This is a genomic window from Kribbella antibiotica (genome assembly GCF_004349055.1).
GTDB classification, from domain to species: Bacteria; Actinomycetota; Actinomycetes; order Propionibacteriales; family Kribbellaceae; genus Kribbella; species Kribbella antibiotica.
Map to the genome: position 1 here is coordinate 19452 of NZ_SMKX01000026.1, position 21678 is coordinate 41129.

Genomic DNA, 21678 nt, shown 5'->3' on the forward strand with positions numbered 1-21678 from the left:
ACGATAAGCCTTCTAGGCGGATCCGTACATCGGCGTACCCCATTGCCCGCGATGAATGACCTGGCTGGCGTCGCGGCGCCGCTCGGCCAGTTTCGGGTTCTGGGGTGCAGCGTCGGGCGCCCGGTAGCCGATCGCGATCGCGCCGATCGGGTGATAGTCGTCCGGGACCCCGAACTCGTTGCGGAACCGCTGGAGGTGTTCGGGGATCTCCGTGTCCGGTCGGTCCTCGCTCGCCTTGGGCATGAGCCAGAAGAAGAACGCGCCGAGTCCCTCGTCCACCGCTGACAGCAGGATGAGCATCGCCGCCATACCGGTGTCGATGTGCCAGTACGGCGCCGGCCACTTCGCCTCAGCGCGATCCTGCCAGCTCTTGTCCGGCTCGGCGTACCGGGCCAGGTAACTGGCCTTGTGGGCCATCGGCACGACGACCAGCGGCGCGTTTTGCATCGCGGGGGTGTACGCGGTCTGGTTCGGTACGAACGGCCAGAACCGCTCACGGTCGGCGGCATCCTGCAGGACCAGGAATCCCCAGCCCTGCGCAAAGCCCGCCGACGGCGCGCGGAGCGCACTGGCGAGGATTCGATCGACCACCTCCGCCGGCAACTCCCGGTCGGTGAACTGCCGAATCATTCGACGACGACGAACCACCTCGGCAAACTCCATCGCTCCACCCTACGAGAGAGCTGGCTCAGTTGAAGTGGGCGCCGGGTTTGCGGTAGCCGCGGAGTAGGTCGCGGGAGATGATCAGGCGCTGCATTTCGTCGGTGCCCTCGAAGATGCGCCAGAGGCGGACTTCGCGGAACCAGCGTTCGATCGGGAGTTCTTTGGTGTAGCCCATGCCGCCGTGGATCTGGAGGACTCGGTCGGCGACGCGGTTGACGGTATTCGTGCCGTAGAGCTTGGCGATCGCGCTGTCGTGCTGGGGCGAACGGCCTTGGTCGACGGACCAGGCGGCGTACAGGACGAGCCAGCGGGCGGCCTCGAGCTCGACCTCGGAGTCGGCGATCATCCACTGGATGGCTTGGTTGTCGGCGATCGGGGAGCCGAAGGTTTCGCGGGTCGTGGCGTGCTCGATGGCCAGCTGGAGCAGGCGTTCGCAGGCGCCGATGCCGCGGGCCGGGATGATGAAGCGGCCCTTCATGATCCAGCGCATGGCGAGCTCGTAGCCCTGGCCGATCTCGCCGAGGACGTGATCGTGCGGAACCCGTACGTCGTCGAAGTTGAGGGTCGCGGGGACCGCCTGGCCCATGGTGACGATCGGGTCGGAGGTCCAGCCGCGGTCGCGGTCGACCAGGAACGCGGTGAAGCCGCCCTTGGAGCCTTTCTCGGCGTCGGTGACCGCGATGACGATGGCGAAGTCGGCCTCGTTGCCGCCGGTGATGAACGTCTTCTCACCGCGGATGACCCACTCGTCGCCGTCGCGGCGGGCGGTGGTGCGGATCGCGCGGGTGTCGGAGCCCGCTCCCGGTTCGGTGATCGCGAAGCACGACTTGCGCTCGCCCGAGATCGTCGGGAGCAGGTACTCCTCGCGTTGGTCCGCATTGCTCTCGTACAGGATGTTGTCGGCCTCACCACCGAACGAGAACGGTACGAACGTTCGCCCGAGCTCGCTCGTGATGAGCGCCTGATCGACCGCGGAAAGGTCCATCCCGCCGTACTCCTCGGGGGTGCTCAGCCCCCAGAACCCGAAGGACTTCGCCTTCAGCCGGAGCTCCGTGACGACATCAGGCTCGACACCGGGCCGGCCTTCTCGCTCCCGCTTCAGTACGTCGTTCTCCAGCGGCATCAGTTCTCTTCGCACGAACTCCCGCGTCGTTTCGCGAATCGCGCGCTGTTCGTCGCTGAGCGAGAAGTCGACCATCGGGCCCTCCATCGGTTGGCTGCCCAGCCACCGTAAGCGCTCCGGCTACGCGGTGGGAACGAAGTCGGCGCGGTGGTTTTCGCACCACTCGCGGAAGGTCCGCGGGGCTGTTCCGGTGAGGTTCTGTACGTCGTCGGAGAGGATGCCGGCGCGGCCCGCGCGGAACAGTTCGTGCAGGTTCTGAAGCGCGCGCACCTGCGGCTCCGGCGTACCGCGCTGGAGGCTGGCTTCGGCGTACTGCTCGGGAGTGAGGAGCACGCACTCGATGTCGCGCCCCAGGACGTCGGCGAGGATCTCCACCTGTTCCTGGTCGGTCAGGGCCTCGGGGCCGTTCAGTATGTAGCCGTGGCCCTCGTGGCCGGCTTCGGTCATGACGGTGGCTGCGACGCGGGCGATGTCGTAGGGGTCGATGGGCGGGCTGTAGCCGGGCGCGGTCGGGATGTAAACCTTGCCTTCGGCATCGATTGTGTCCTTCCACCACAGTGCGTTGCTGGCGATGGCGTTGGGGCGCAGGTAGGTGATGGCGATCCCCGACTCGCGCAGGACGTCGTCGCGAGCGTTGATCGCAGCACCGATCAGTGGGCGCGGGTGTACGACGGTACCGATCGACGACAGTACGACGATCCGGCCGACGCCGGCCTCTTTGGCCGCGTCCACGACGTTCTGCGCCTGGGCGGGGATTGGTGCGGCCTGCATGAAGAAGATGACGTCGATGCCGTCCGCCGCCTTGTGCAGGGCCTCGGTGTCGTCGAGGTCGCCGATGGCGATCTCGGCCGCGGGCGGCAGGTTGCTCGCCTTGTCAGGGTTGCGGATATATGCACGGACGTCTTGTCCGGCGTCAACGAGTTGCTGAACGAGTTCGCCGCCGACGTTGCCAGTGGCTCCGGTGATCAAATGTTTTGCTGCCATGACTCCAGACTGCAATTTGCCGGCGGTAACAGCGTGGCCCACCTGGGGCCACCCAGATGCTTCTTCGTCGGGGCACACTGGGGATATGGAGTCACTGCTTGAGCTCGGCCCGCTGCTGCGCGCCTGGCGTGGGCGTCTGCAGCCTGCGGATGTCGGGTCACCTTTTGGGAACCGATCGACCCGTACGGCGGGGCTTCGGCGCGAGGAAGTGGCCTGGCTTGCTGGAGTGTCGCCCGACTATGTCAAGCGTCTCGAGCAAGGGCGCGCGCATCCGTCCGCCAGCGTGGTGCACGCACTCGCCAGGGCATTGCGGCTTTCGGACAGCGAAACTGCCACAGCACTGCGGTTGGCCGGGCATGCGAGTGACTTGCGGACGTTGATGCCGCGGCGGATCACACCGAGCGTTCGGCGCCTGTTGGACCGCCTTCCGGAGACACCAGTGGCCGTCTTCGACGCAGCCTGGACGCGGCTGGAGCAGAACCCGCTGTGGACCGCGCTCATGGGTGATCATCGCGATTCCGGCGGCCGGGAAGAGAACCTGGTCTGGCGGCACTTCTTCGGCAGCCCGGCACGAGTCCGTCATCCGCAGCTGGAGAAGTACCGTGGGGCACTCGTTGCGGACCTTCGCGGCGTCCATGCGCGCTACCCGGCCGACCCGGATCTCGCAGCTCTCGTGTCTGCGCTGCGATCGCGTAGCGAGGAATTCGCACGCCTGTGGGACACCGCGACGATCGGGGAGCACGGCAACGAGCGCAAGACCATCGACCATCCGGAGATCGGCGCGATCGAGTTGGACTGCGACGTCGTCACGATCCACGGCGCTGACCTCCGCCTGATCATCTTCACCGCTGCCCCTGGGACTACCGCCGCAGACCAGTTGCAACTCCTCCGCGTCCTCGGATCCGAACGAGTCAGCGCTCCCTGAGACCTCGCGTCGGCTAGCGCGGCAGGAGGGCGGAGCTTGCCTGGTCGGTCAGCCAGGTGGTGCATTCGGGCCAATCCCAGCCGAGCTCGCGGACGGCTCTCCAGCCGCTCCGGCCGAAGTAGAACCAGAGAATGTCGGCGGTGTGGGATTGGTCGGTGCGGACGGCATTGAGCGTCACCAAGTGTTGGGCAGTCTGCTCCAGCCGTGCGCGGTAGATCTTGTCGGCGCTTTCGGCCGCGGCCGTGACCACCGGGTCAGCGTTTGCGTTGTCGTGCAACAGATTCAGGATGGTTTCGTGCTGCCGGGTGATGGTGCCCGTGCCCTCAGCTGTCCGGTGCAGGATGTCGCGGCCGTCGCTCGAACCCAGTACGTCGTCCAGTGTGCTCTGGATGAGCGCGTCATCGGCGCTCTCCGCGACCAGAGCCGCAAGCAGCCCGGGTTTGCCGCCGACGCTGGTGTACACCGTGTTGAGCGCGACGCCTGCCTGCTCGGCGATTCCGGCCACCGTGGTCTTCGCGTACCCCTGCTCCTCGAAGAGTTGCCGGGCGGCCCGCAGTACGGCAGCGCGGGTCTCCTGAGCCGCGACAGTCCGGACCTTCGACGTGTACGAGCGCTTCGCCATGGCGGCACTATCGCAGATCCTCGGGTGTTCCATCCAATCAAGTGATGGTCATCTATTGAAAGTAAGTGTGTACTATGAATTCATGCTGATCAACCCTGACGCCCCGGCCGACAAGCCGGAAACCCAGCAGATGAAGGTCATTCACCGGGCGATGCGCCGCGAGTTCGCGCAACTGCCTGAGCTGATCGCCGTCGTACCGGCTGGTGACACCGCTCGTGCGCGCCTGCTCGGAGACCACCTCGCTCTGATGCTGGGCATGCTGCACGAACACCATGAGGCCGAGGATGAACTGCTCTGGCCGCTGCTCGTCGAACGCGTCCCGCTGCAGCAGGCGCTGATCAATCTGATGGAGCAGCAGCACGAAGCAGTCGCCCAGGCGATCGGCGTCATCGAGGCCGAGCTGCCCCGCTGGACTGCCGATGCCAACCTCGCGTCCCGCGACTCCCTGACCGGCTCGCTGCGCGACTTGGAGGCTGCGCTGGTTGAGCACCTAGACCTCGAAGAAACCGAGGTGCTGCCGCTCATCCACGACCACCTCACCGTTCTCGAGTGGGAGGCGCCGAAGCGGCATGCCATGAAGAACGGCCCGAAATCCCTCACCAGCAAGCTGACCATGGCCGGCATCGTCCTGGAAGACGCGACCCCACGCGAACAAGCCTGGTTCCTGAATGAAATGCCCCCGCCGGCCAGGCTCCTGTGGCGAGCCTTCGGCGCCCGCCGCTACCAGGCCTACAAACAATCAGTCCGCGCCGAAGCGCTCGTCCAGTAAGGCGTTTCGGCAATATCGCCTGACGTTCGAAGTCGTGGTGGACAGATGGTCATGTCTTGGGGGACAGGCTGGTGTCGGCGCTGTGGGTGCGGCCGTGACGGTCGGCGGTTGTTGCTCGCTGAGGATGGTGGTTTGGGGAGCGCAATGCACCGGAACCGGTTCGTTTCGCTCCCCGAACCGGTTTAGCTCTGCTCCCCAAATCCCACCCCAATCAGTACCTGATCGCCGGCGTCCGCCGTCACGGCGATGACGTCCGGAGGACCGCGAATCGTCACACCTATCTCGCGCATCCCACCAGCACCTGTTTCCGGTCAGGATCCGCCGGCGTGGGTGTCGGACGTTGTTGCGGTGCCGAACTGACGCACGTGGTCGTTCGGCTGGGCTGGGGAGCAAAATGAACCGGGATCGACGGGTAGAACTCCCCGCCGTGCCGCGCCACCGGCCTCAATGACCGCTGGCGTCTGAAACACGCCGATCGTGTACCTCGGTTCTTCGGATGTCGGCGGGGTGGTGCCCGGGATCAGCGCTGACGGATTCTGTCGTGGGCGAAGTGGGGTTCTGCGGCTTCTAGGTGTGGGGTGGGGATGCCTAGGCGGCGGGCTTCGGTCAGGGTGTCGCGGCAGACTTCTCGCGGCTCCTGGGCGTGGGGGTCGGAGTGGGCTTCGAAGCTCATTCGGATTAGTGCGATGTGTTTGGTCAGCGCCGCTAGCAGGGAGCTTGTCAGCCAAGCGGGCAGGCGGAATTGCAGCAGGTTTGCTCGGTGTTCGCGTAGGTCTACTCCGCGTGCTTCGAGGAGCGGTAGGAGTTCCCTGGCGGTCAGGATTGCTTGGCGCAGCTCCTTCGGTGAGCCGGCCAGGTCGGCTAGCGAGCCGATGCGCACGGCTTGGGCGAAGAGGCCTGTGTCGGACACGAAGTGGATCCATAGCCAGCCGCGGAGGTTGGTTTTCTCGTTGATGCGTAGGCCCGCTTCGCGAAACGTTCGCCGTACGGCGAGTTCGCGGTTGGTCAGGGGGCGGTCGATGGTGCCGAAGATGACTGATCGCAGCAGGGCGCCGCGGAGTGTGTCGTCCGGGCCGAAGCCGCCGCCGGCTTGGGGAAAGCCCCAGGCGATCTGGTCGATCGGGAGGTCGCCGATCGCGGTCAGGGGATCGGCCCAGATGTTGCCGAAGACCAGAACGGTGGCGTTGCCTACGCGCGGGGCCAGGAAAGTGGTTGCTTCCGGCAATTGGTAGTGAGCCACGCTCAGCACGATCAGGTCGAAGTCGTGGTCCGGCTCGAGGTCTTCGCGGTAGCGCACCGGCCAGGTCTCGAGGATGCGTTCGCCCCGGATCTTGTGCCGGGTGTCGAGCAGGTCGAGGCTGATCGTGTCTCCGTACGTCGCCGCGCGGCCGGGGCGGACGTAGAACTCGACGTCGTGTCCGGCCTGGGCGAGGGTCCAGCCGTAGATCGTGGCGATCACGCCGCGGCCGAACATCAGGACCTTCATGCGGCACCTCTCTGAGCGGGCGGGTAAGTGGAGGTTGTCTCCAGTTGGACGATATGGAGATGATCTCCACTTGTCAATCAGCCTCTAACCGGAGATGATCTCCGCATGGCTTCTCGGGAGGGGGACAAGCCCTTGCGCGCTGACGCTCGACGGAATCGGGATGCCCTGGTCGCAGCGGCCCGGGCGGTCTTCGATGCCGGAGGCTTCTTCGACCTGCGCTTCGATGATTTCGCCGGTCTGGCCGGTGTGGGCACCGGCACGCTCTACCGGCATTTCCCCACCCGCGAGGCGCTCGCCGAGGCGGTCTACCGCGGGGAGGTCTCGACGCTGGCAGACCGTGCTCGGGAGCTGCAGGTGACGCTGCCGCCGGCGGAGGCCTTGGCCGCCTTTCTGCGCGGAATGCTCGACCACATCGAAGCCCATCACGGGCTCGCCCGGACACTGGCGACGCTGATGGCCTCTAGCCCGAGCGCACAGGCCGAGGGTAGCCAGCTGATGGAGCAGGCGGTCACCAGCCTGGTCTCTGCTGCCGCGGATGCGGGAGCAATCCGCGAGGACGTCAGTGCTGGCTCAGTGATGATGGCGCTGCATGGCATCGGCGCTGCCCACGACCGGCCCGGCTGGCGCGTCGAGGCCGACGGCCTCATGACCCTCGTCCTCGACGGACTGCGCCCGCCAGCACCACGATGATGCGGCGACTCAGCTCGAGAATGCGCACGCTGGCGATCCTGGAGATCTTCAACATTGCGCTCATCGGCTGGGTGGTGTTCGGTGTTGCCGACGCGCCGGTCACGGTCGCCAACGTCGCCGGGTACGGCGCAACCGCGTTCCTGCTCGCGGTTGGAGCGTCGTACTGGGTTGTGAAGCTTCGGCAGGTCCGCGCTGGCCAGTCCCAACTGCGCTATCGCGTGGTCTTCCGGCGACTGCGGTTTCTGTGTGCGGCGGTGGTCGTTATCGCGGGGATCCTGGTCGGCATCGGATTTGCCGGACGTGTGTCCGGGTACGCCGCCGGAGTCGTTCTGTGGGTCCTTGCGGCCGCGGAGTACGTCAACTATTTCCACTGGCAACTCATGTACGACAACCGAGCCGAACTGGCCCGCTTGTCGCGGACCGGCCGGCTCGCTCGTGCGCATCTGTGGCGCGACCTTCGCCGTACGTCGTGAGCAGTGGTGGGGGTTAGCGCAGCGGGAGGATGTCGTTTTCTTGGGAGATTCGGTCGGCCAGGTCGCGGCGGGCCTGGTCGTCGGTTGTGGTGGATGCCTTGGGTGCGGCGAGGGATTTGGCTGAGCGCTTGTTGGCGTTCAGGAAGGCGTCCACGGGGCCGCGGACCGGGTAGACCTTGGTGTCACCGAGGAGCGGGACCGAGGGGCAGATGCTGTTGGGGGTGGTTGATCCGTGCAGCAGGTAGGTGTTGATGACGCCGTCTACGCAGGGGTTGTCCTGAGTGGCGTACTGGCCGTGGAACGGGGAGTCGTCGACGCGGAGGACGCTGATGCCGGGCGCCTTACTGGCGGCGGCCATGGCTTGTTCGTACGCCGTCTGCGGGTCGAGCTCGCCTTGGACGAGCAGGACGTTCTTCTGGACCGAAGCGGGCAGGTTCGGGAGCTTCTGCAGGGGCTCGTCGGTCCACGGGCCGCAGGCCTCGCTGAGACCGTACTGCCAACCGAAGTCCTTGTACTTCGGTCCCTGGCGATCGCTGAGCTGCTTGTACCAGCCGGTGGTCTTGGTGGGCTGGTCGTTACAGGCAACAGCGAACCGGGTCAGCGGCAGCTGCACGTAGTCGCTCTCCTGCTCGCCCTCGCCGAGGCGCTTGGCGACGAGGACCTTGGTGGTCACCTTGGCCGCGCGGACGCCGAGGCGTTCGAGTGACACTCGGTCAGCCTGAGCACGGACAGCCGCGGGCAGTGCCGCGATTTTCGCCGGGACCTCTTTCTCGGGAGAAGTGATCGCCACCAAGGCGAGCAAGGTGAAGATCCAGCCGATGGGACTGCCGTTGCCTGCGAACAGAGCGTCGTACGAGTCGGGGTCGAGACCGGCGGCAACCGCCTTCGAGCGGCCGGCTTCGATGACCTTGCGTGCGGAGGCTGGGGTCTTCCCGAAGACGTCAGGCTGCGCGCGGTTCAACCAGCCCAGGAAGGCCGTGTCGGTCTGGCGCTGGCCGATCCGGGGGAAGTCTTCGAAGCCGGCCTGCAGGCGGCCTTGCCAGTCGATGCTGGAGTCGAGGACCATCCGGCCGGTGGTGGTGGGGAAGAGCGAGGCGTACTTGGCGCCGAGCCACGTTCCGTAGGAGTAGCCAACGTAGTTGAGTTTGGTTGCCTTGGACAACTGCCGGATGAGGTCCATGTCGTGGGCGGTCTGCCAGGTGGTGATGTACGGCGAGACGGCCAGGCTCTGACAGGCCTCGGCGATGGCGCGGGGTGTCTGCTGGTGGTCCGCGATGCTCTTCGCGGAGCGGTCACGGGCGTCGAGCGGCCCCTTCGGCAGGCGGCTGACGGGAACATCGCACGTGATACCGAGACCGGCCGCACCCTTCGCGCCCGACTGGCCGGTGCCACGCGGGTCCATACCGAGGATGTCGTACTTCGCGTTCAGGGCCGGCTGCAATCCGGCGATGTCGGAGGCGAGCGAGGTGCCCTGTCCGCCGGGACCTCCCGGGTTGGTGAGCAGAACGCCCTGGTAGTCGTCTTTGTCGCCGGTGGCAACGACCTTGCTGACGTACACCTTGAGGTCGGGGCCGGCGGCCGGGTTGGCCCAGTCGCGCGGCACGGTCATCAACGCGCAGAGCGTCTTGACCCCGCCGGTATCGAACGAGCACTTCTGCCAGGCCAGCTTCTGACCGGTGTACTTCGCAACGGGCGGTGGCGCAGCTTTGGCGACCTGGCCGGTAGCGGTCGGCGCGATAACGGCGACCAGCGACAGAGAGATTGCGACGGCGGCACTGATTCTCAGCTTGTTCATGGGCGTCTTCCTGACAAATTGGCGGAGTCGGACTGAGTTGGAGGAGGTCAGATGGTCTTGGGGTCCGGGCCGAAGCGGTTGCCGCCGTCGGTGCCCTTCTGCAGGTTGAGCAGCAGCGTCGCGGCCTGCCCGAAGAACGGGATCAGCCAGAGCAGCAGCCACGCCGCATTCCGGTCGGCGTCGTGGAATCGCCGTACCGTCACGGCGAGGTTCGGGACCAGGATCAGGAGCAGGAAGATCCCGGACAGCAGACCGAGGTCGTCACCGGGGGTGTCGAGGGCCTGGTCGAGCAGGGAGAGCACCGTCAGGACGACCAGCGTGCCCAGGGTGAAGAGCCAGAACTCCTTCCGGCGGGCGCGGCCGGTGAAGACGGCGTACTTCTTGAACGGGACGAGAATCGACTGCATGGCGGGGGCTCCGGTTCCTAGTTGCTGCTGATGACCTGAAGCTATGGCGACGGAGCCGGCTGCCGGGATGACCATTGGGGTGAACTTCGCCGTACCGTCTAGTCCTTTCGGTTGAGGTGGGGTGTAGTCGCAGGCTTGAGGTGTTTGGGGTGCACAACAAGGCATGCTGGGGGTATGCCTGGTTCCCGGCGCCGTGCGCCGCTGATAGCGGAGATCGTGATCGTGGCGGCGGCGATCGTGGCCGACCTGGTGTTCACGCCGCTGCCGGATGCCGATGGCAACGGCCTGATCGGATCCGTCCTCAGCGCCTTCGCTCCGGCGCTCGGCGTTGGCATCGGTGTCCTCGCGGTCTTGCGTCGCAGATTCGACCGAGTCGCGCTGCTGATCCTCGGCGTGGCCTCGGCCTCGTTGCTGGTCAGCGGTCTCAGCTTGGCCGGAACCATCGTGGGCTCACCGCAGGCACCGTGGCCGTCTTTCACGGAGGCCATCGCGCTGGCCCTTCTGGTCGGTGCTGCCTGTCACAGACTTCCCGCTCGTACGGTCGGTCCGCTGGCCTTGCTGGCCGGGTTGGCGATGACGCTCGCCCCGTTGTTGCGGTACGGGATCGACTCGCAGTGGGCGCTGGCCGCCGTACCGGCTGCTTTGTTGTGGGGCGGCAGCGTCGGTACGGGGCTGGTACTGCGTGATGCGGAGCAGCGGCGTGCGGGGGATCTGGCTGCGGTGCGGGCAGCCGAACGGCTGGTCCTGGCGCGCGAGCTCCACGACTTCGTCGCCCATCACGTCACCGGCATCGTCGTACTGGCTCAGGGCGCTCGGGTGGTCGCGTCGCGGGCACCGGAGGGTCAGCGTCAGGATCTGGACGTCTTTACCGAGATCGAGAAGGCCGGCGGCGAAGCGCTGACGGCGATGCGTGGCATGGTCGGGATGTTGCGCACCGATCAGTCCGGGACGGGCGATGCCAGACCGGATCTGCGGCGGGCGCTGGGCGAGGCCTGTGGCGACGACCGGCAGGTCCGGCTAACTGTTGCCGACGACATCGATCTGGCGCCGATCCCGCCGGAGGTGGTCGGTGCCGCACATCGCCTGGTCCGCGAGGCACTCACCAATGCTCGCCGCCACGGCCTGGCGGGCGGCACGATCGAGGTCTCGGCGGTCTTGGAGCGACGCGGCTTCACCGCGGCAGTGCTGGTGGACGTCGTCAACCGGGCAGTGCCGGATAAGGTTCGAGGCGATGGCTATGGCTTGGTGGGGATGACCGAGCGTGCGGAGGCAGTCGGCGGCTCGTTGGCTGCCGGTCCGGACGGGCCCGACAAGTGGCGAGTGGCTGCACGGTTGCCCCTGCCCGAGATCTTCTGACCAGAACAGGAGTACCCGATGGTGACCCGAATCCTCATCGCGGACGACCAGGCGCTGGTCCGAGTGGGCTTCCGGATGATTCTTGCCGCCGAGCCCGGTTTCGAGGTCGTTGCCGAGGCAGCCGACGGCGAGGAAGCTGTTCGACTGAGCCGGGAGTTGCGACCTGACGTCGTACTGATGGATATCCGGATGCCGCGGATCGACGGCATTCAAGCCACTCGGCTGCTGGCAGGGCCTGGGGTGCAGAACCCGGTGCGCGTGGTGGTCGTGACGACCTACGGTGTCGACGAGAACGTGTACGCCGCGCTCCGGGCCGGCGCGTGTGGGTTTCTGCTCAAAGACGCCGGGCCGGGGTTGCTGGTCGAGGCGGTGCAGGCGGCCGCGGACGGGGAGTCGCTGGCATCTCCATCGATCACGACCCGCCTGATCGAGCATTTCGCCCGCAGCGCCGCCCCGGCGCCGCTGGTCGACAACCCGCTCACGGACCGCGAGATGGACGTCGTACAGGCTATTGCTCGAGGCCGGACCAACGAAGAGGTCAGTGGTGAGTTGGTGGTCTCGCTGTCGACCGTGAAGTCACATCTGGGGAGCGTCCAGCGAAAGCTTGGGCTGCGGAACCGCACCGAGATCGCCATCTGGGCCTGGGAGAACCGGCTCGTCGACTGAGCCGGTCCGCACCACGACCGTGCCTGCGACGAGATCGCCGACGCGTTGCCGCCGGGGAGTACGAAGGATCACCACGATCCCGACCAGGCCCCAGAGCATGCCGTCGACGACCATCAGTACGTAGCGCAGCGCGAACGCCTTCAGTGGCGGTTTGCTGCCGTCCAGCATGATCACCCGGATACCGGTGATCCGCATGCCGAGCGAGGCGCCGGCACGGGATTTGTGGGGGATCCACACCTCGTTGACGAGCGGCCCCAACAGCGCCACGGCGAGGCAAAAGACCATGCCGACCACGAAGGCCGCGCCGAAATCGATCCAGTGCGCCAGCCCGACGGTCAGCGCGAGCAATACCGCTGCGCCGAGCAAGAGGGCCGCCGTACCGACCAGCAAACCGTCGATCACCAGGTGGAGCAGACGGCGCCCCAGCACCTTGGTCGGGTCGGTCCGATCGATCGCCACCCGACAAGTGTCCCATCACGCTCTATCGTTAGGCCGCATGAGCTACCAGCAGCAGCCGCCGCCCAACCAGCCGCAGGCTCCGCAGCAGTACCAGCCGCAGGCTCCGATGGGGATGCTGCAGCTGACCATCCAGGGCAACATCATGACGAGCAGCATGATCCCGCCGAAGGTGCGGCTGAACGGCTACCCGGTGCAGGCGAAGTACGGCCGCAACGACATCCCGGTGTTCGCCGGACCGCTGCACGTCGATGTCCACTGTGAGTGGATGCGCGACTTCGGCCAGGCGGCGCTGGACTTTACGGTGCAGCCGAATCAGGCGGTGCCGGTGTTCTACGCGGCGCCGTACCACCAGTTCACCACTGGGAGCATCGGCCACAGCAAGGTGAAGCGGAAGGGCAGCGGCTTCCTGATCGGGTTGATCGGCGCCGTCGTTGCCGTCAGCGTGCTGGTCGTCGTGCTCGCGGCGCTGGGCTAACCAACTGGGCTGTGGGCGACGTGAAAGAGGCCGGCCGGGCTGGTGCCCGGCCGGCCTTCTCCTACTTCTTGCCGAAGACCTGGAGTTCGGTCATGTCGGTGTACTGGCAGCCGCCGAACGGGCCGGGGCAGGCGGTCGGGAAGTTCGCAACCTGCGGGCTCAGCATGGTGAACCGCACGTACTGAACGCCGGTCGCGTTGCCGGTCGGGGTGAGCAGGTTGTACTTGCCGCGGTTGGCGGCGGTGAACTCACCCTCCTGGGCGGTGGCCCAGGTGGTGCCGTCGGCGGACGTTTCGATGCGGTACTTGCCGGTCGACGAGCTGCCCGGGTCACCGCAGACGTTGGACGGGTCGACCTTGAACGAGTCGATCGTGGCCAGCTTCGACGGGAGCTTGATGTCGATGTGCTTCGGGATCATCACGCCCGTCGGCGTACCGTCGTCGTCACCGGTGGTGCTGCCCCAGCCGGTGCCTTGGGCGTTGTCGATCGCGCCGCTAGGACCACAGTTGTTGTCGCTGAAGTCCGGTCCGGTGAAGGCGGCGATGGTGCCACCACCTGAGGCAGCGGCCCAGTTCCGCCGTACGGCGTAGTTGGCGGTGGCGCCGGCCTTGACCGTGACGGGGTTGACGGCGAGCTCGAAGCCGGGCGAGGCCACGACGAACTTCGGGTAGGTGCCCGGAGCAACGTTGGTGATCGTGTACTTGCCGGCGGCGTTGGTGGTTGCCGTGTAGCCGCCCGCGAACCCGGACGCCTGGCCGCCGATGTAGACGAGCGCGCCCGCGATGGGCTTGCCGGTGTCCTTGTCGGTGATGGTGCCGGTCAGCGTGGTGGTCTTGCCTGTCGGCGGCTTGTGGAAGTCCTCGGCCGGGAAGGCGTCGCCGCCGTCGATGACACCGGCGTACCAGCCCATGCCGCGGTTGGCGAAGACCTGCCAGATGATGCCGGCGTTCTTGCCGCCGCTGGCGACCAGGTCTGCCTGGACGATCGCGTTGCGCATATCGAGCATCGTCGGGTCGGCCGGCGACAGTTCCATCGCGCGGGTGATCAGGGTCAGCGCGTACTTGTGACCGAAGCGCTCCCGCAGATCCCACAGCGTCTGGGCCCAGACCTCGCCGGACGAGTGGACCTCGGGGGAACCACCGATGGTCGGGAAGTCGCCGTACGTGTAGCCGCCTTGCGAGCCGTCGATGCCGACGCAGGCCGCTTCCTTGGCCTTGACCCGGCAGTCGTTCGGCATTGTGCGGATGGTGCCGCCGCCGGTGTCGTAGCGGCCGATCCGCATCTCGCCGTTGGCGACGGTGTCCTTCTCCAGGTTGTGCGAGGCCAGGTAGTCGAGCGCGTAGAAGTCGCTCCAGGCCTCACCCATCGAGCCGGCCTGGATGCTGTTCAGCGTCGAGTTGCCGGTGGCGTCGACGACCAGGCGGTTCGACAGGCCGTGGGTGTACTCGTGGTACAGGATCTCGGCCGAGTTCGACGAACTGGTCGCCACGGTCGCGTCGTCGCCGGGGCTGCCGAACAGGTACATCTGCATGGTCGGCGCGATGCCGTCCGGCGGCGTGCTCATGTTCGCGTTGTTGATGTGGTTCGCGTCCGGGCCGCCGTTCGCGTCGGTCGCGGCGCCGTCGATTGAGTTCAGCAGCACCGGGTCGCCGCCGTCGGCGTCGAACGAGCCGGCCGCCTTGGTGAAGCTGATCGGCGGCTTGGCCAGCCAGTCATGGAAGTTGCTGGCCAGGAAGAAGCCGTTGGTGACATCCTCGTTCATGTTCGTCTTCCACGAGTCCGGCTTGGCCGGATCCCAGGTGCAGACGGTCGTCGGCGAACACAACGCGTTGCTACTGAACGGAACCAGCTTGTACTCCGCGCCGGTCTTGGTGCCCGGGACCTTGACGGTCTCGCCCGCGTTCGGCTTGTTGTCGTCGTTCACATCGGCGAAGGCCGAGACCGACGTACCGTCCAGCAGGCTCTTGGCGTTCTTCGGCAGCCACTTGTTGTAGATCAGGTTCTCGACCCGCTGCTTGCCGCCGCTGGGCGCGCCCGGATAGTTGTCGATGACCAGCGCGTCGCCGGTCGCCTCGCTGTTCAGGTCCTTGCGGTACAGCAGGCCGCCGGTCTGCGCGTCGATGACGTGCGTGTAGACCTTGGTGCCCCCAAGATTGACGTACGTCGACCAGCCCTTGCGCAGGCCGTCGGCCGTGTGGAACCAGACCGGCTTGGCCTGATCACCGTTGCTCCAGATCACCGTGCTGCCGGACGACTTCGCGGTCGCCGACTTCGCCGTACCGTCGAGGTCCTTGGCGGCCTTGGCCCGCGCCTCGTCTGCCGAGAGCGCCGGAGCGGCCGAGCGAGCCTGCGCTTGGCTGGTCAACCCGGCCACGGGCGAGCCCATGATCGAGATGAGCTGGCCGTGCTTGGTGACGTTGGCCTTGATGCCGTTGCCGAAGACCTCGATCCCGTCGACCACCTGGGACCAGAAGATGTGGTGAGTGCCGAGGTCGTCGACGTAGTCCTTGCGCAGCTTCAGCGTCGCCAGGTCGGCGGTCGTCAGCTTGAAGACCTCCGGGTGCGCCTTCACATAAGCGAGCGCAACATCTGGCGCCTTCTTGCCGCTGCGACCAGTGAGGAAGCCGTTCAGCTTCGTGACCTGAGACGGGGTGCCGGTGTTCGGGTCCAGATCGACGACGCCCTGGATGCCAAGCGAGTCACGGAAGTTCTTCGACGCGGTCGACTCCTGGCCGGCCACCTTGGCAGCGCGGTTGTAGGTCGTCTTCGCGTTCGGCGTCCGGGCGTCGTAGTTGCCCTTCCGCTCCTTGCTCAGCGTGTTCTCGGCCGCCTTGCCTTCGCCAGGCCCGGCAGTCGGCGCTGCGGTGGCGGCGCCTCCGGCAGCGGTCACAGCCAGCAGGGCGGTGGCAGAGACCGCGGTGACTGCAAGCAGCCTCCGCCGTCCAGGTGATGTGCTCACAGCAACACTCCAGGAAGTCGTCAGCGCGGATCGCCCTCCGCGATCCGTCCGCTGCCCGACCTTAAGCGGGGCGACTACCCCAGGGAAGAGATTTCCCCGGAATGTCGCGGAGCCGAGGGTTGTCCTCCGAGATCGAGCTCAAAGCGCCACCTCGGGTTAGCCTCGCTGGATGGGCATGCTGACACCGCTGGCGATCAAGATCGGCTCGCTGACCTGGATGCCGAAGTTCCTGCCGCAGATCACCTGGCTGGACAAGCGGATCCACCGGGTCACCCGCGGGCACTGGTCGATCCTGCGGATGGCCGGGCTGCCGAACCTGATGCTCACCGTCGTTGGCCGCAAGTCCGGCGTTCCACGCTCCACCCCGCTGCTCTGCGTGCCCTACCGCAACGGGTACCTCATCGCCGGCTCCAACTTCGGCGGCTCGACGGCACCCGTTTGGGTGGTGAACGTGCGCGCCGCCGACCGAGTGACCGTGGCCGTCGGCGCCGAGCAGTACGAAGCGACCGCGCGGGAGATCACCGGCGAAGAGCGGGAGGTCGTCTGGGAGCACATGCTCAAGACCTGGCCGAACTACGCCCGGTACGCCGCCCGCACGAGCCGCACGATCCCGGTGTTCTTCCTATCCGGAGCGGTCACGGGCTGACGTTCATCGAGAGGAGGCGGCCAACTGACGGATCCTGCACGTGGGCGCTGTGGCCGAGGCCGGGCAGCGTGACGACCTGATCGTGGAGTGCGGCCAGCTCGGCGTCAGTGTTCATCGGGTCGAGCTCTCCGCGCGCGAGGACGACGTCCGCCTGGCTCGCGGCGATCAGCTCGGCCATCTTCGGCGCGCCGACTCCGAAGGTGGCCGGATCCATCGCGAGCCGCCAGTGCCCGTCGACCTCCATCAACCCGTCGTCCAGCGAGTCGTCCGCCGGATCGACGAGCCCTTGCAGGCCGGACACCTTGAGATAGCGCGCCGCTGCTTCGTCCCGGCTGTCGAACCATGCGACTGGCTTCTGCGCCAACGCAGCCGCCTTGGCCAACTCGTCGTCGGTCCACGACACCTTCACACCAAGGGCGATCACCCGGTCGACCTGTACGCCGTACCGCCCGCTGGCCAGCTCGAGCGCGATCACGCCGCCTAGCGAGTGTCCGACGACAACCAGCCCTCGCCGTACCGGTAACCGCTCGGCAACGCCGGCGGCCATCGTCTCGAACGTGTACCGCGCCAACGCGCCCGCCCGCCCGTGTCCCGGCAGATCCGGCGCCACCCGCGGCTGCGCGCATCCGTCCCAGACCCGCCCGGTAGCGCCAAGCCCATGCAGCAACACCAGCGAACTCATGTCAGCCAGGCTGACACAGGACGCCGCCGCACGCGCCTCGTCGCGCGTCACGCCCGGAGCGGCGGCATCTCATGCCCGTCCGTTTACGCCTTGCGCCAGGCGGCGGTGAGGGCGACGGCTCCGCGCGGGGTGGTGTGCAGCACGGCCGCGCCGTTCTTGTAGAGGTACGGCTTCCAGCCGCTCGGCTGCTTGCCGGCGGCGTACCAGCCGGTCTTGCTGGTGTCCTTCGGGTTCTGGTAGCGGGTCTTGTTGTCGTAGGACCGCTTCGCGGACCAGCCTGTGAAGGTGTAGCCGGTGCGCTTGAAAGCGTTCGTCCGCAGGGCTGTCGACCGGCCGTAGAGCACCACGGTGGCGGGCATCGAGCCGGTGCCACCCGCGGCGGCGTAGGTCACCGTGAACTGGAAGTTGTCCAGGCGGTAGAGCTTGCCGGCGCCGGTGTTGAAGCCCAGGTAGTAGGTGCCACTCTGGTGGGTGAGGTGCTCGCTCTCGGCGCCGGAGGCGTGCTCGTAGGTGCGCACCAGCTTGAAGGACCAGTTGTAGACGAAGATCTTGTTGGTCTTCTGCGCGCCCTTGGGGCTGGTGATCACGTAGATGTAGCTCTGGTCGCAGTCGATGCCCTGCCCGAGGCCGGTCATCGCGAACTTCGCCGACTTCCCGGTCTGCTTGAACGCGCTGTCGTAGGAGTAGTACTGGTTCAGCGTTCCGCCGGCGTACCGGTTGTTGACCGTGTCGTAGCAGAGCCCGGTCGTTGTATGCGGCAACAGTACGGTCTTCTCGATCGCGAGCGTGCCGGGGTTGACGACCCGGATCGCCCGCCCCTGGGTAGCGCCCTGGACCGAGTCGTCGTTGGTCCACGCGGGGATCATCAACCGCTTGGTGTCGGCGTTGTAGGCCATGTCGTTGCCGTGCCCGAGCAGGTTCGTCTGGTGACCGGAGCGGATCCGGAAGGTTGCGATCTTGGTCGGGCTGCTCGCGTACAGCTTGGTCTTGATCAGCTGGTTGGAGTCGTAGACCTTCGTACCCGACTTGGCGTGCTCCGTGACGACGGCGTACCAGTAGGTGCCGTCGGTGACGCCACCGTTGAGTGCTGTGTACTTGGCGGACGTCGGCTTGGCAGTCCCCGCCAAGGTCGGCCCGGTGACCTTCGGCAACGCGGCGGTCGCGGTCACCGTGCCGGCGACCGTGAGCGCGGTAGCAGCGCCGAGCGCAACCACCGTCCGCGACAACCGGCCGATTCCGTACCGAGCAAGCATGAAGCCCCCTTTACGATGCGTGCTTCCCTGTGAAGCACGCACTGGAACGCACGATAAGACGCACGCAAGGTCATCATCGTTCCTAGCCCTCACCGCTGCTACGGTCTCGGCCATGCGCGCACTGGCCCGGATCGTTGTGGTGATGGCACTGCTCGTCGTCGGCGGTTGCAGTACGGGAGACGAGTCGCCCCCTGGGCCGAAGCGGTCTGCGGTGCCGCCGAATCCGGATCGCGATCTCGGCGCGGTGCTCGCAGCACTGAGTCGTATCGATCCCTGCACGCTGATCGACCCGGCGCGCGCCAAAGCACCCGGCTATGTGGTTGGTAAGTCGTTCTTGCAGCCGTTTCCGTCGACCTGCGTGGTCCACGGCGATCGGGTGGGATCGGTACAGGTTGACCTGCTGACTTCTTTTGACGGGGGTGAGCGGTGGCGCGGCCGCGAGCGGCTGATCCTTGGCAAGGCGGTCGGCTACCTGCTGCAGAACGGAAAGTGCGAGCTGGTTGTCCCGGTCAGCTTCCGGCACGCGATCAAGTTCGAGGATCGCGGTCAGGAGCTGCCCACCAAGGTGAAGTGCGGCCAGGTCCGCGCCTTCGCCGCCGCTGCCGTTCCGCTGCTCGAGAAACCGGGCCGCGGGCTCGGCCGATGGGATGCGTGCAGTCTGCTGGGACGAGCGCTCGGCCTGGAGTACATGCCGTGGCCGCAGGCGCTGGATAGCTGTGACGTGGTCGGCAAGGCCAAGCTTCGGTTGCCGTACGGCGTTGTCGCGTTCGACCCCAAGGACTACCCCGAGCGGGTAACCGTCGCCGGCCGGACCGCTGGACTGAAGCCATCGAGCGTTGAGTGCGTGCTCACGATGGACCATGGACCCACCGGGCTTCCGCGCCCTCGTCCGGCGTACCAACAGATCGTCCTGACAGCTCCGACCTGCCCGGAAGCGACCAAGCTCGCCACCGCCGTGACCGGTCTGCTCCGTTCGCCGCGACCAGCCAGCCAGGTCCAGTCGCCGCTGTACTTTCGCCCGAACGAACCGGAGCAGGCCGCGCCCGGCGGATGTGCGTTCGTCGAGTTCCGGGTGGACTTCAAGCTCTGCGAGCCGTACACCTCCGCAGAGAAGCCGAAGGCTGCCGAGCTGAACGCCAAGGCCCAGGCCGATCCCCATGTGCTCTGCGCGATCGCGGTCGAGCCGGTGCGCGAACGGTTCGGCGAGCGACTGAAGCCGGTGGTCTCGGACCACCGCTGCCATTTCCTCGAAGGCGGCGACCGCTTGAAGGTAGTGATCAGCAGCTCAGGCGATGCTTTCCACGCCGATCCGCAGCGTGCACTCACGATCGCCGGACATCCCGCCGAGCAGAGCCGGGGCTACGGCGACAGCCACGTTTTCCGGATCAGCTTGGGTGCGAAAAGCCAGCTCACCATCGAGTACGACTTCTTCACGACCAAGGAAGGCCCAACACCGGCCCCCGAAGATGCCGCCGTACTGGCCAAGCTCGAATCACTGATCCCAGCCATCGTCCAACAACTGAACTGAGGCAGGTAATCCGTGGATGAGCGTGTGAGGTATGCCGGCGACCAGTACGAGCGAGCGATTTTCCAAGGCGAGACGGACGGGTTGCTCGCGGCGGATCGCCAACTGGACGCAGCCGAGGCCGAGTTGGCGGTGGCTCGAGGGAAGCTTCTGCACGGACGCTTCCTTGATGGCCCGGGCCAGGAGGACCCGCGCGAGCTGGAGCTGTTCCGGCGAGCGCTCGAGCTGTACGACGCATTGGGCGATGAGCGGGGCCGGGCTGAGGCACTGTTCTGGATCGGCTGTTTCCACCAGGTCGTCCGTGATGACGCCGAGCCGGCACAGGAAGCACTGGAGTCGTCCGCTGCGCTGGCTCGCCAGACCGGCGACCAGCTGATCTTGTCCTATGCCCTCCGGCACCTCGGCATCGCAGCCCACCGCGCCGGCCGGGCCGACGAAGCAGCGCGACTCCTGGGGGAGTCCACCCAACTCCGCCGCTCGCTCGGGTTCACCGCAGGAGTGGCTGCGAACCAAGTAGGCCTCATCCACCTAGCCATCGACCAGGGCAGACATGCAGACGCCGAATCTCTCCTCGCCGAGGCAACCACACTCGCTGCATCAGCCAACGCCAGCACAATCACCAACCAGCTAACGGCCGCCCGCGGACGACTCTGAGCTGCCGGGCCGCTAGCCCTAGCGGCTCCCGGGGCGAGACCTCGTGAGTGCAGAAGTGGATATTGCTCGCAGACGCGAGTGGGGCCGGATAGGCTCGGAGTACACGACTGGCGAGGGTGGGTGCGACCACCGGGGAGTGACGAGACGGGCATCGACCGCCTGGGTGCCTAGGGCAACGATATCTAGGAGTTGTGCCATGGCCCGTCACCGTGTTCTACATCTGTCCGACACCCATGTCAGTCGCACCGGCCCGGACGAGGACGGCGTCGACGGTGTCACCGCGCTCCGTGGGCTCCTTCACGACCTCCGGCTGGTCCCGCAGCTGGACCTGGTGGTCGTCAGCGGAGACATCGCCGACGACGGCTCCGAGGAAGGGTGCATCGCGGTTCGTGATCTGGTCGGTGAGTTCGCCGCAGAGCGAGGGATCCCGCACATCTACAGCACCGGCAACCACGACCGCCGCGACGGATTCACCGCCGCCCTCGGCTGCGGACACCTCGGCCCGGACGGCTTACCGATCGGTCGGTCCGCCGAACTCGACGACGTTGTCGCCGCGGTCAGCGAGGTCAAGGGACTCCGCGTGATCACGCTGGACAGCCTCGTTCCCGGCTCAGCCCACGGGAAGCTGGGTCGTGAACAACTGAAGTGGCTGACCGCCGAACTGGCAACCCCCGCCCCGTCCGGGTCGATCGTCGTACTCCACCACCCGCCGGTGTCACTGGATGCCATCGCCTTCATGCAGTCGGTCGTCCTGCAACAACCCGAGGAGCTGGGTGATGCGCTGGCGCGCAGTGACGTGCACGCAGTGCTGTGCGGTCACCTGCACCACCAGCTCACCGGAAGGCTGGGCCAGACGCCTGTCTGGGTGACCCCCGGAGTGATCACCCGAATAGACCTCACCGCTCCGCCGGCGCTCGCCCGCGGAGTCCTCGGCGCCGGCGCCTCAGTCGTCGACCTCGGCGGCCCGTCCGATCCCATGTTTCACGTTCTCCATGCCCGCGCCCGGGATGCCGGCACAGAGGTCTATGCCTATGACCCCCTGACCGGCGTTCACGTCCCGGCGTGA

General features: G+C 66.7%; 22 protein-coding genes and 1 riboswitch. Of the genes, 11 read left to right on the forward strand and 11 right to left on the reverse strand.

The annotated features are described in order from the left end of the window. Positions 1 to 12: 12 nt before the first annotated feature. From E1263_RS11615 to E1263_RS11625, 3 genes are read right to left on the reverse strand one after another with little or no spacing between them, the layout of a single operon-like run. Entirely contained in the window at positions 13 to 663 is a 651-nt protein-coding gene (locus tag E1263_RS11615) for a nitroreductase family protein (protein WP_132167251.1), read from the reverse strand. A gap of 25 nt (positions 664 to 688) precedes the next feature. Further along, entirely contained in the window at positions 689 to 1861 is a 1173-nt protein-coding gene (locus tag E1263_RS11620; RefSeq protein ID WP_132167252.1) for an acyl-CoA dehydrogenase family protein, read from the reverse strand. A 45-nt stretch (positions 1862 to 1906) separates the two neighbouring features. Further along, positions 1907 to 2770 carry an NAD(P)H-binding protein gene (locus E1263_RS11625; RefSeq protein ID WP_132167253.1) on the reverse strand — a complete coding sequence of 288 codons (864 nt, stop codon included), beginning with the start codon at positions 2768 to 2770 and terminating at the stop codon, positions 1907 to 1909. An 85-nt stretch (positions 2771 to 2855) separates the two neighbouring features. On the opposite strand from E1263_RS11625, the gene E1263_RS11630 reads away from it, so the two are divergent. Beyond that, positions 2856 to 3695, forward strand: coding sequence for a helix-turn-helix domain-containing protein (locus tag E1263_RS11630; protein WP_132167254.1), 840 nt, complete (start codon positions 2856 to 2858; stop codon positions 3693 to 3695). 13 nt (positions 3696 to 3708) lie between these two features. Here E1263_RS11630 and E1263_RS11635 read toward each other — a convergent pair whose 3' ends face one another. Further along, on the reverse strand, positions 3709 to 4317 hold the full coding sequence (locus E1263_RS11635; protein ID WP_132167255.1) for a TetR/AcrR family transcriptional regulator: 609 nt from the start codon (positions 4315 to 4317) through the stop codon (positions 3709 to 3711). 82 nt (positions 4318 to 4399) lie between these two features. Here E1263_RS11635 and E1263_RS11640 point away from each other — a divergent pair, with 82 nt between their 5' ends. Next, positions 4400 to 5086, forward strand: a complete 687-nt coding sequence (locus E1263_RS11640; RefSeq protein WP_165956579.1) for a hemerythrin domain-containing protein — start codon at positions 4400 to 4402, stop codon at positions 5084 to 5086. A gap of 520 nt (positions 5087 to 5606) precedes the next feature. Here E1263_RS11640 and E1263_RS11645 read toward each other — a convergent pair. After that, the gene (locus E1263_RS11645; protein WP_132167257.1) at positions 5607 to 6572 is read right to left on the reverse strand and encodes a ketopantoate reductase family protein; all 966 of its coding nucleotides are present in this window, start codon (positions 6570 to 6572) and stop codon (positions 5607 to 5609) included. Positions 6573 to 6677: 105 nt separating this feature from the next. On the opposite strand from E1263_RS11645, the gene E1263_RS11650 reads away from it, so the two are divergent. Both E1263_RS11650 and E1263_RS11655 read left to right on the forward strand, forming a co-directional pair. Next, on the forward strand, positions 6678 to 7262 hold the full coding sequence (locus tag E1263_RS11650) for a TetR/AcrR family transcriptional regulator (protein ID WP_132167258.1): 585 nt from the start codon (positions 6678 to 6680) through the stop codon (positions 7260 to 7262). A gap of 20 nt (positions 7263 to 7282) precedes the next feature. Then, entirely contained in the window at positions 7283 to 7735 is a 453-nt protein-coding gene (locus E1263_RS11655) for a multidrug transporter (protein WP_238161190.1), read from the forward strand. Between the two features lie 13 nt (positions 7736 to 7748). Here E1263_RS11655 and E1263_RS11660 read toward each other — a convergent pair whose 3' ends face one another. Then, the gene (locus E1263_RS11660) at positions 7749 to 9530 is read right to left on the reverse strand and encodes an alpha/beta fold hydrolase (protein ID WP_132167259.1); all 1782 of its coding nucleotides are present in this window, start codon (positions 9528 to 9530) and stop codon (positions 7749 to 7751) included. A 47-nt stretch (positions 9531 to 9577) separates the two neighbouring features. Further along, positions 9578 to 9937, reverse strand: a complete 360-nt coding sequence (locus tag E1263_RS11665; protein ID WP_132167260.1) for a DUF805 domain-containing protein — start codon at positions 9935 to 9937, stop codon at positions 9578 to 9580. A 174-nt stretch (positions 9938 to 10111) separates the two neighbouring features. Here E1263_RS11665 and E1263_RS11670 point away from each other — a divergent pair, with 174 nt between their 5' ends. Continuing rightward, on the forward strand, positions 10112 to 11293 hold the full coding sequence (locus E1263_RS11670) for a sensor histidine kinase (RefSeq protein WP_132167261.1): 1182 nt from the start codon (positions 10112 to 10114) through the stop codon (positions 11291 to 11293). Positions 11294 to 11311: 18 nt separating this feature from the next. Further along, positions 11312 to 11959, forward strand: a complete 648-nt coding sequence (locus E1263_RS11675) for a response regulator (protein ID WP_132167262.1) — start codon at positions 11312 to 11314, stop codon at positions 11957 to 11959. Here the strand turns inward: E1263_RS11675 and E1263_RS11680 are convergent. Further along, complete coding sequence (locus tag E1263_RS11680) at positions 11870 to 12418, reverse strand: RDD family protein (protein WP_132167263.1); 549 nt, start codon at positions 12416 to 12418, stop codon at positions 11870 to 11872. The genes E1263_RS11675 and E1263_RS11680 overlap by 90 nt on opposite strands. Positions 12419 to 12455: 37 nt before the next feature. Between E1263_RS11680 and E1263_RS11685 the strand changes: the two genes are divergently transcribed. Then, the gene (locus E1263_RS11685; protein WP_132167264.1) at positions 12456 to 12893 is read left to right on the forward strand and encodes a hypothetical protein; all 438 of its coding nucleotides are present in this window, start codon (positions 12456 to 12458) and stop codon (positions 12891 to 12893) included. A gap of 61 nt (positions 12894 to 12954) precedes the next feature. Here the strand turns inward: E1263_RS11685 and E1263_RS11690 are convergent, their stop codons facing one another. Then, positions 12955 to 15852: a M36 family metallopeptidase gene (locus E1263_RS11690; RefSeq protein WP_132167265.1), complete on the reverse strand. Its 2898-nt coding sequence runs from the start codon at positions 15850 to 15852 to the stop codon at positions 12955 to 12957. Positions 15853 to 16021: 169 nt separating this feature from the next. Here E1263_RS11690 and E1263_RS11695 point away from each other — a divergent pair, with 169 nt between their 5' ends. After that, positions 16022 to 16498 carry a nitroreductase family deazaflavin-dependent oxidoreductase gene (locus E1263_RS11695; RefSeq protein ID WP_132167266.1) on the forward strand — a complete coding sequence of 159 codons (477 nt, stop codon included), beginning with the start codon at positions 16022 to 16024 and terminating at the stop codon, positions 16496 to 16498. Here the strand turns inward: E1263_RS11695 and E1263_RS11700 are convergent. Beyond that, positions 16488 to 17180, reverse strand: a complete 693-nt coding sequence (locus E1263_RS11700; RefSeq protein ID WP_132167267.1) for an alpha/beta fold hydrolase — start codon at positions 17178 to 17180, stop codon at positions 16488 to 16490. The genes E1263_RS11695 and E1263_RS11700 overlap by 11 nt on opposite strands. Positions 17181 to 17263: 83 nt before the next feature. Then, a complete protein-coding gene (locus E1263_RS11705) occupies positions 17264 to 18433 on the reverse strand; it encodes an InlB B-repeat-containing protein (protein WP_165956581.1) in 1170 nt (389 codons plus the stop codon). A gap of 112 nt (positions 18434 to 18545) precedes the next feature. Here E1263_RS11705 and E1263_RS11710 point away from each other — a divergent pair, with 112 nt between their 5' ends. The 3 genes from E1263_RS11710 to E1263_RS11720 all read left to right on the forward strand — a co-directional run bounded on the left by E1263_RS11710 (position 18546) and on the right by E1263_RS11720 (position 21678). Then, a complete protein-coding gene (locus tag E1263_RS11710) occupies positions 18546 to 19961 on the forward strand; it encodes a DUF3558 domain-containing protein (RefSeq protein ID WP_132167269.1) in 1416 nt (471 codons plus the stop codon). A gap of 12 nt (positions 19962 to 19973) precedes the next feature. Beyond that, positions 19974 to 20612, forward strand: coding sequence for a tetratricopeptide repeat protein (locus E1263_RS11715; RefSeq protein ID WP_202868838.1), 639 nt, complete (start codon positions 19974 to 19976; stop codon positions 20610 to 20612). A gap of 93 nt (positions 20613 to 20705) precedes the next feature. Next, positions 20706 to 20784: riboswitch (ZMP/ZTP riboswitch) on the forward strand. Positions 20785 to 20808: 24 nt separating this feature from the next. After that, the gene (locus E1263_RS11720) at positions 20809 to 21678 is read left to right on the forward strand and encodes a metallophosphoesterase family protein (protein ID WP_132167270.1); all 870 of its coding nucleotides are present in this window, start codon (positions 20809 to 20811) and stop codon (positions 21676 to 21678) included.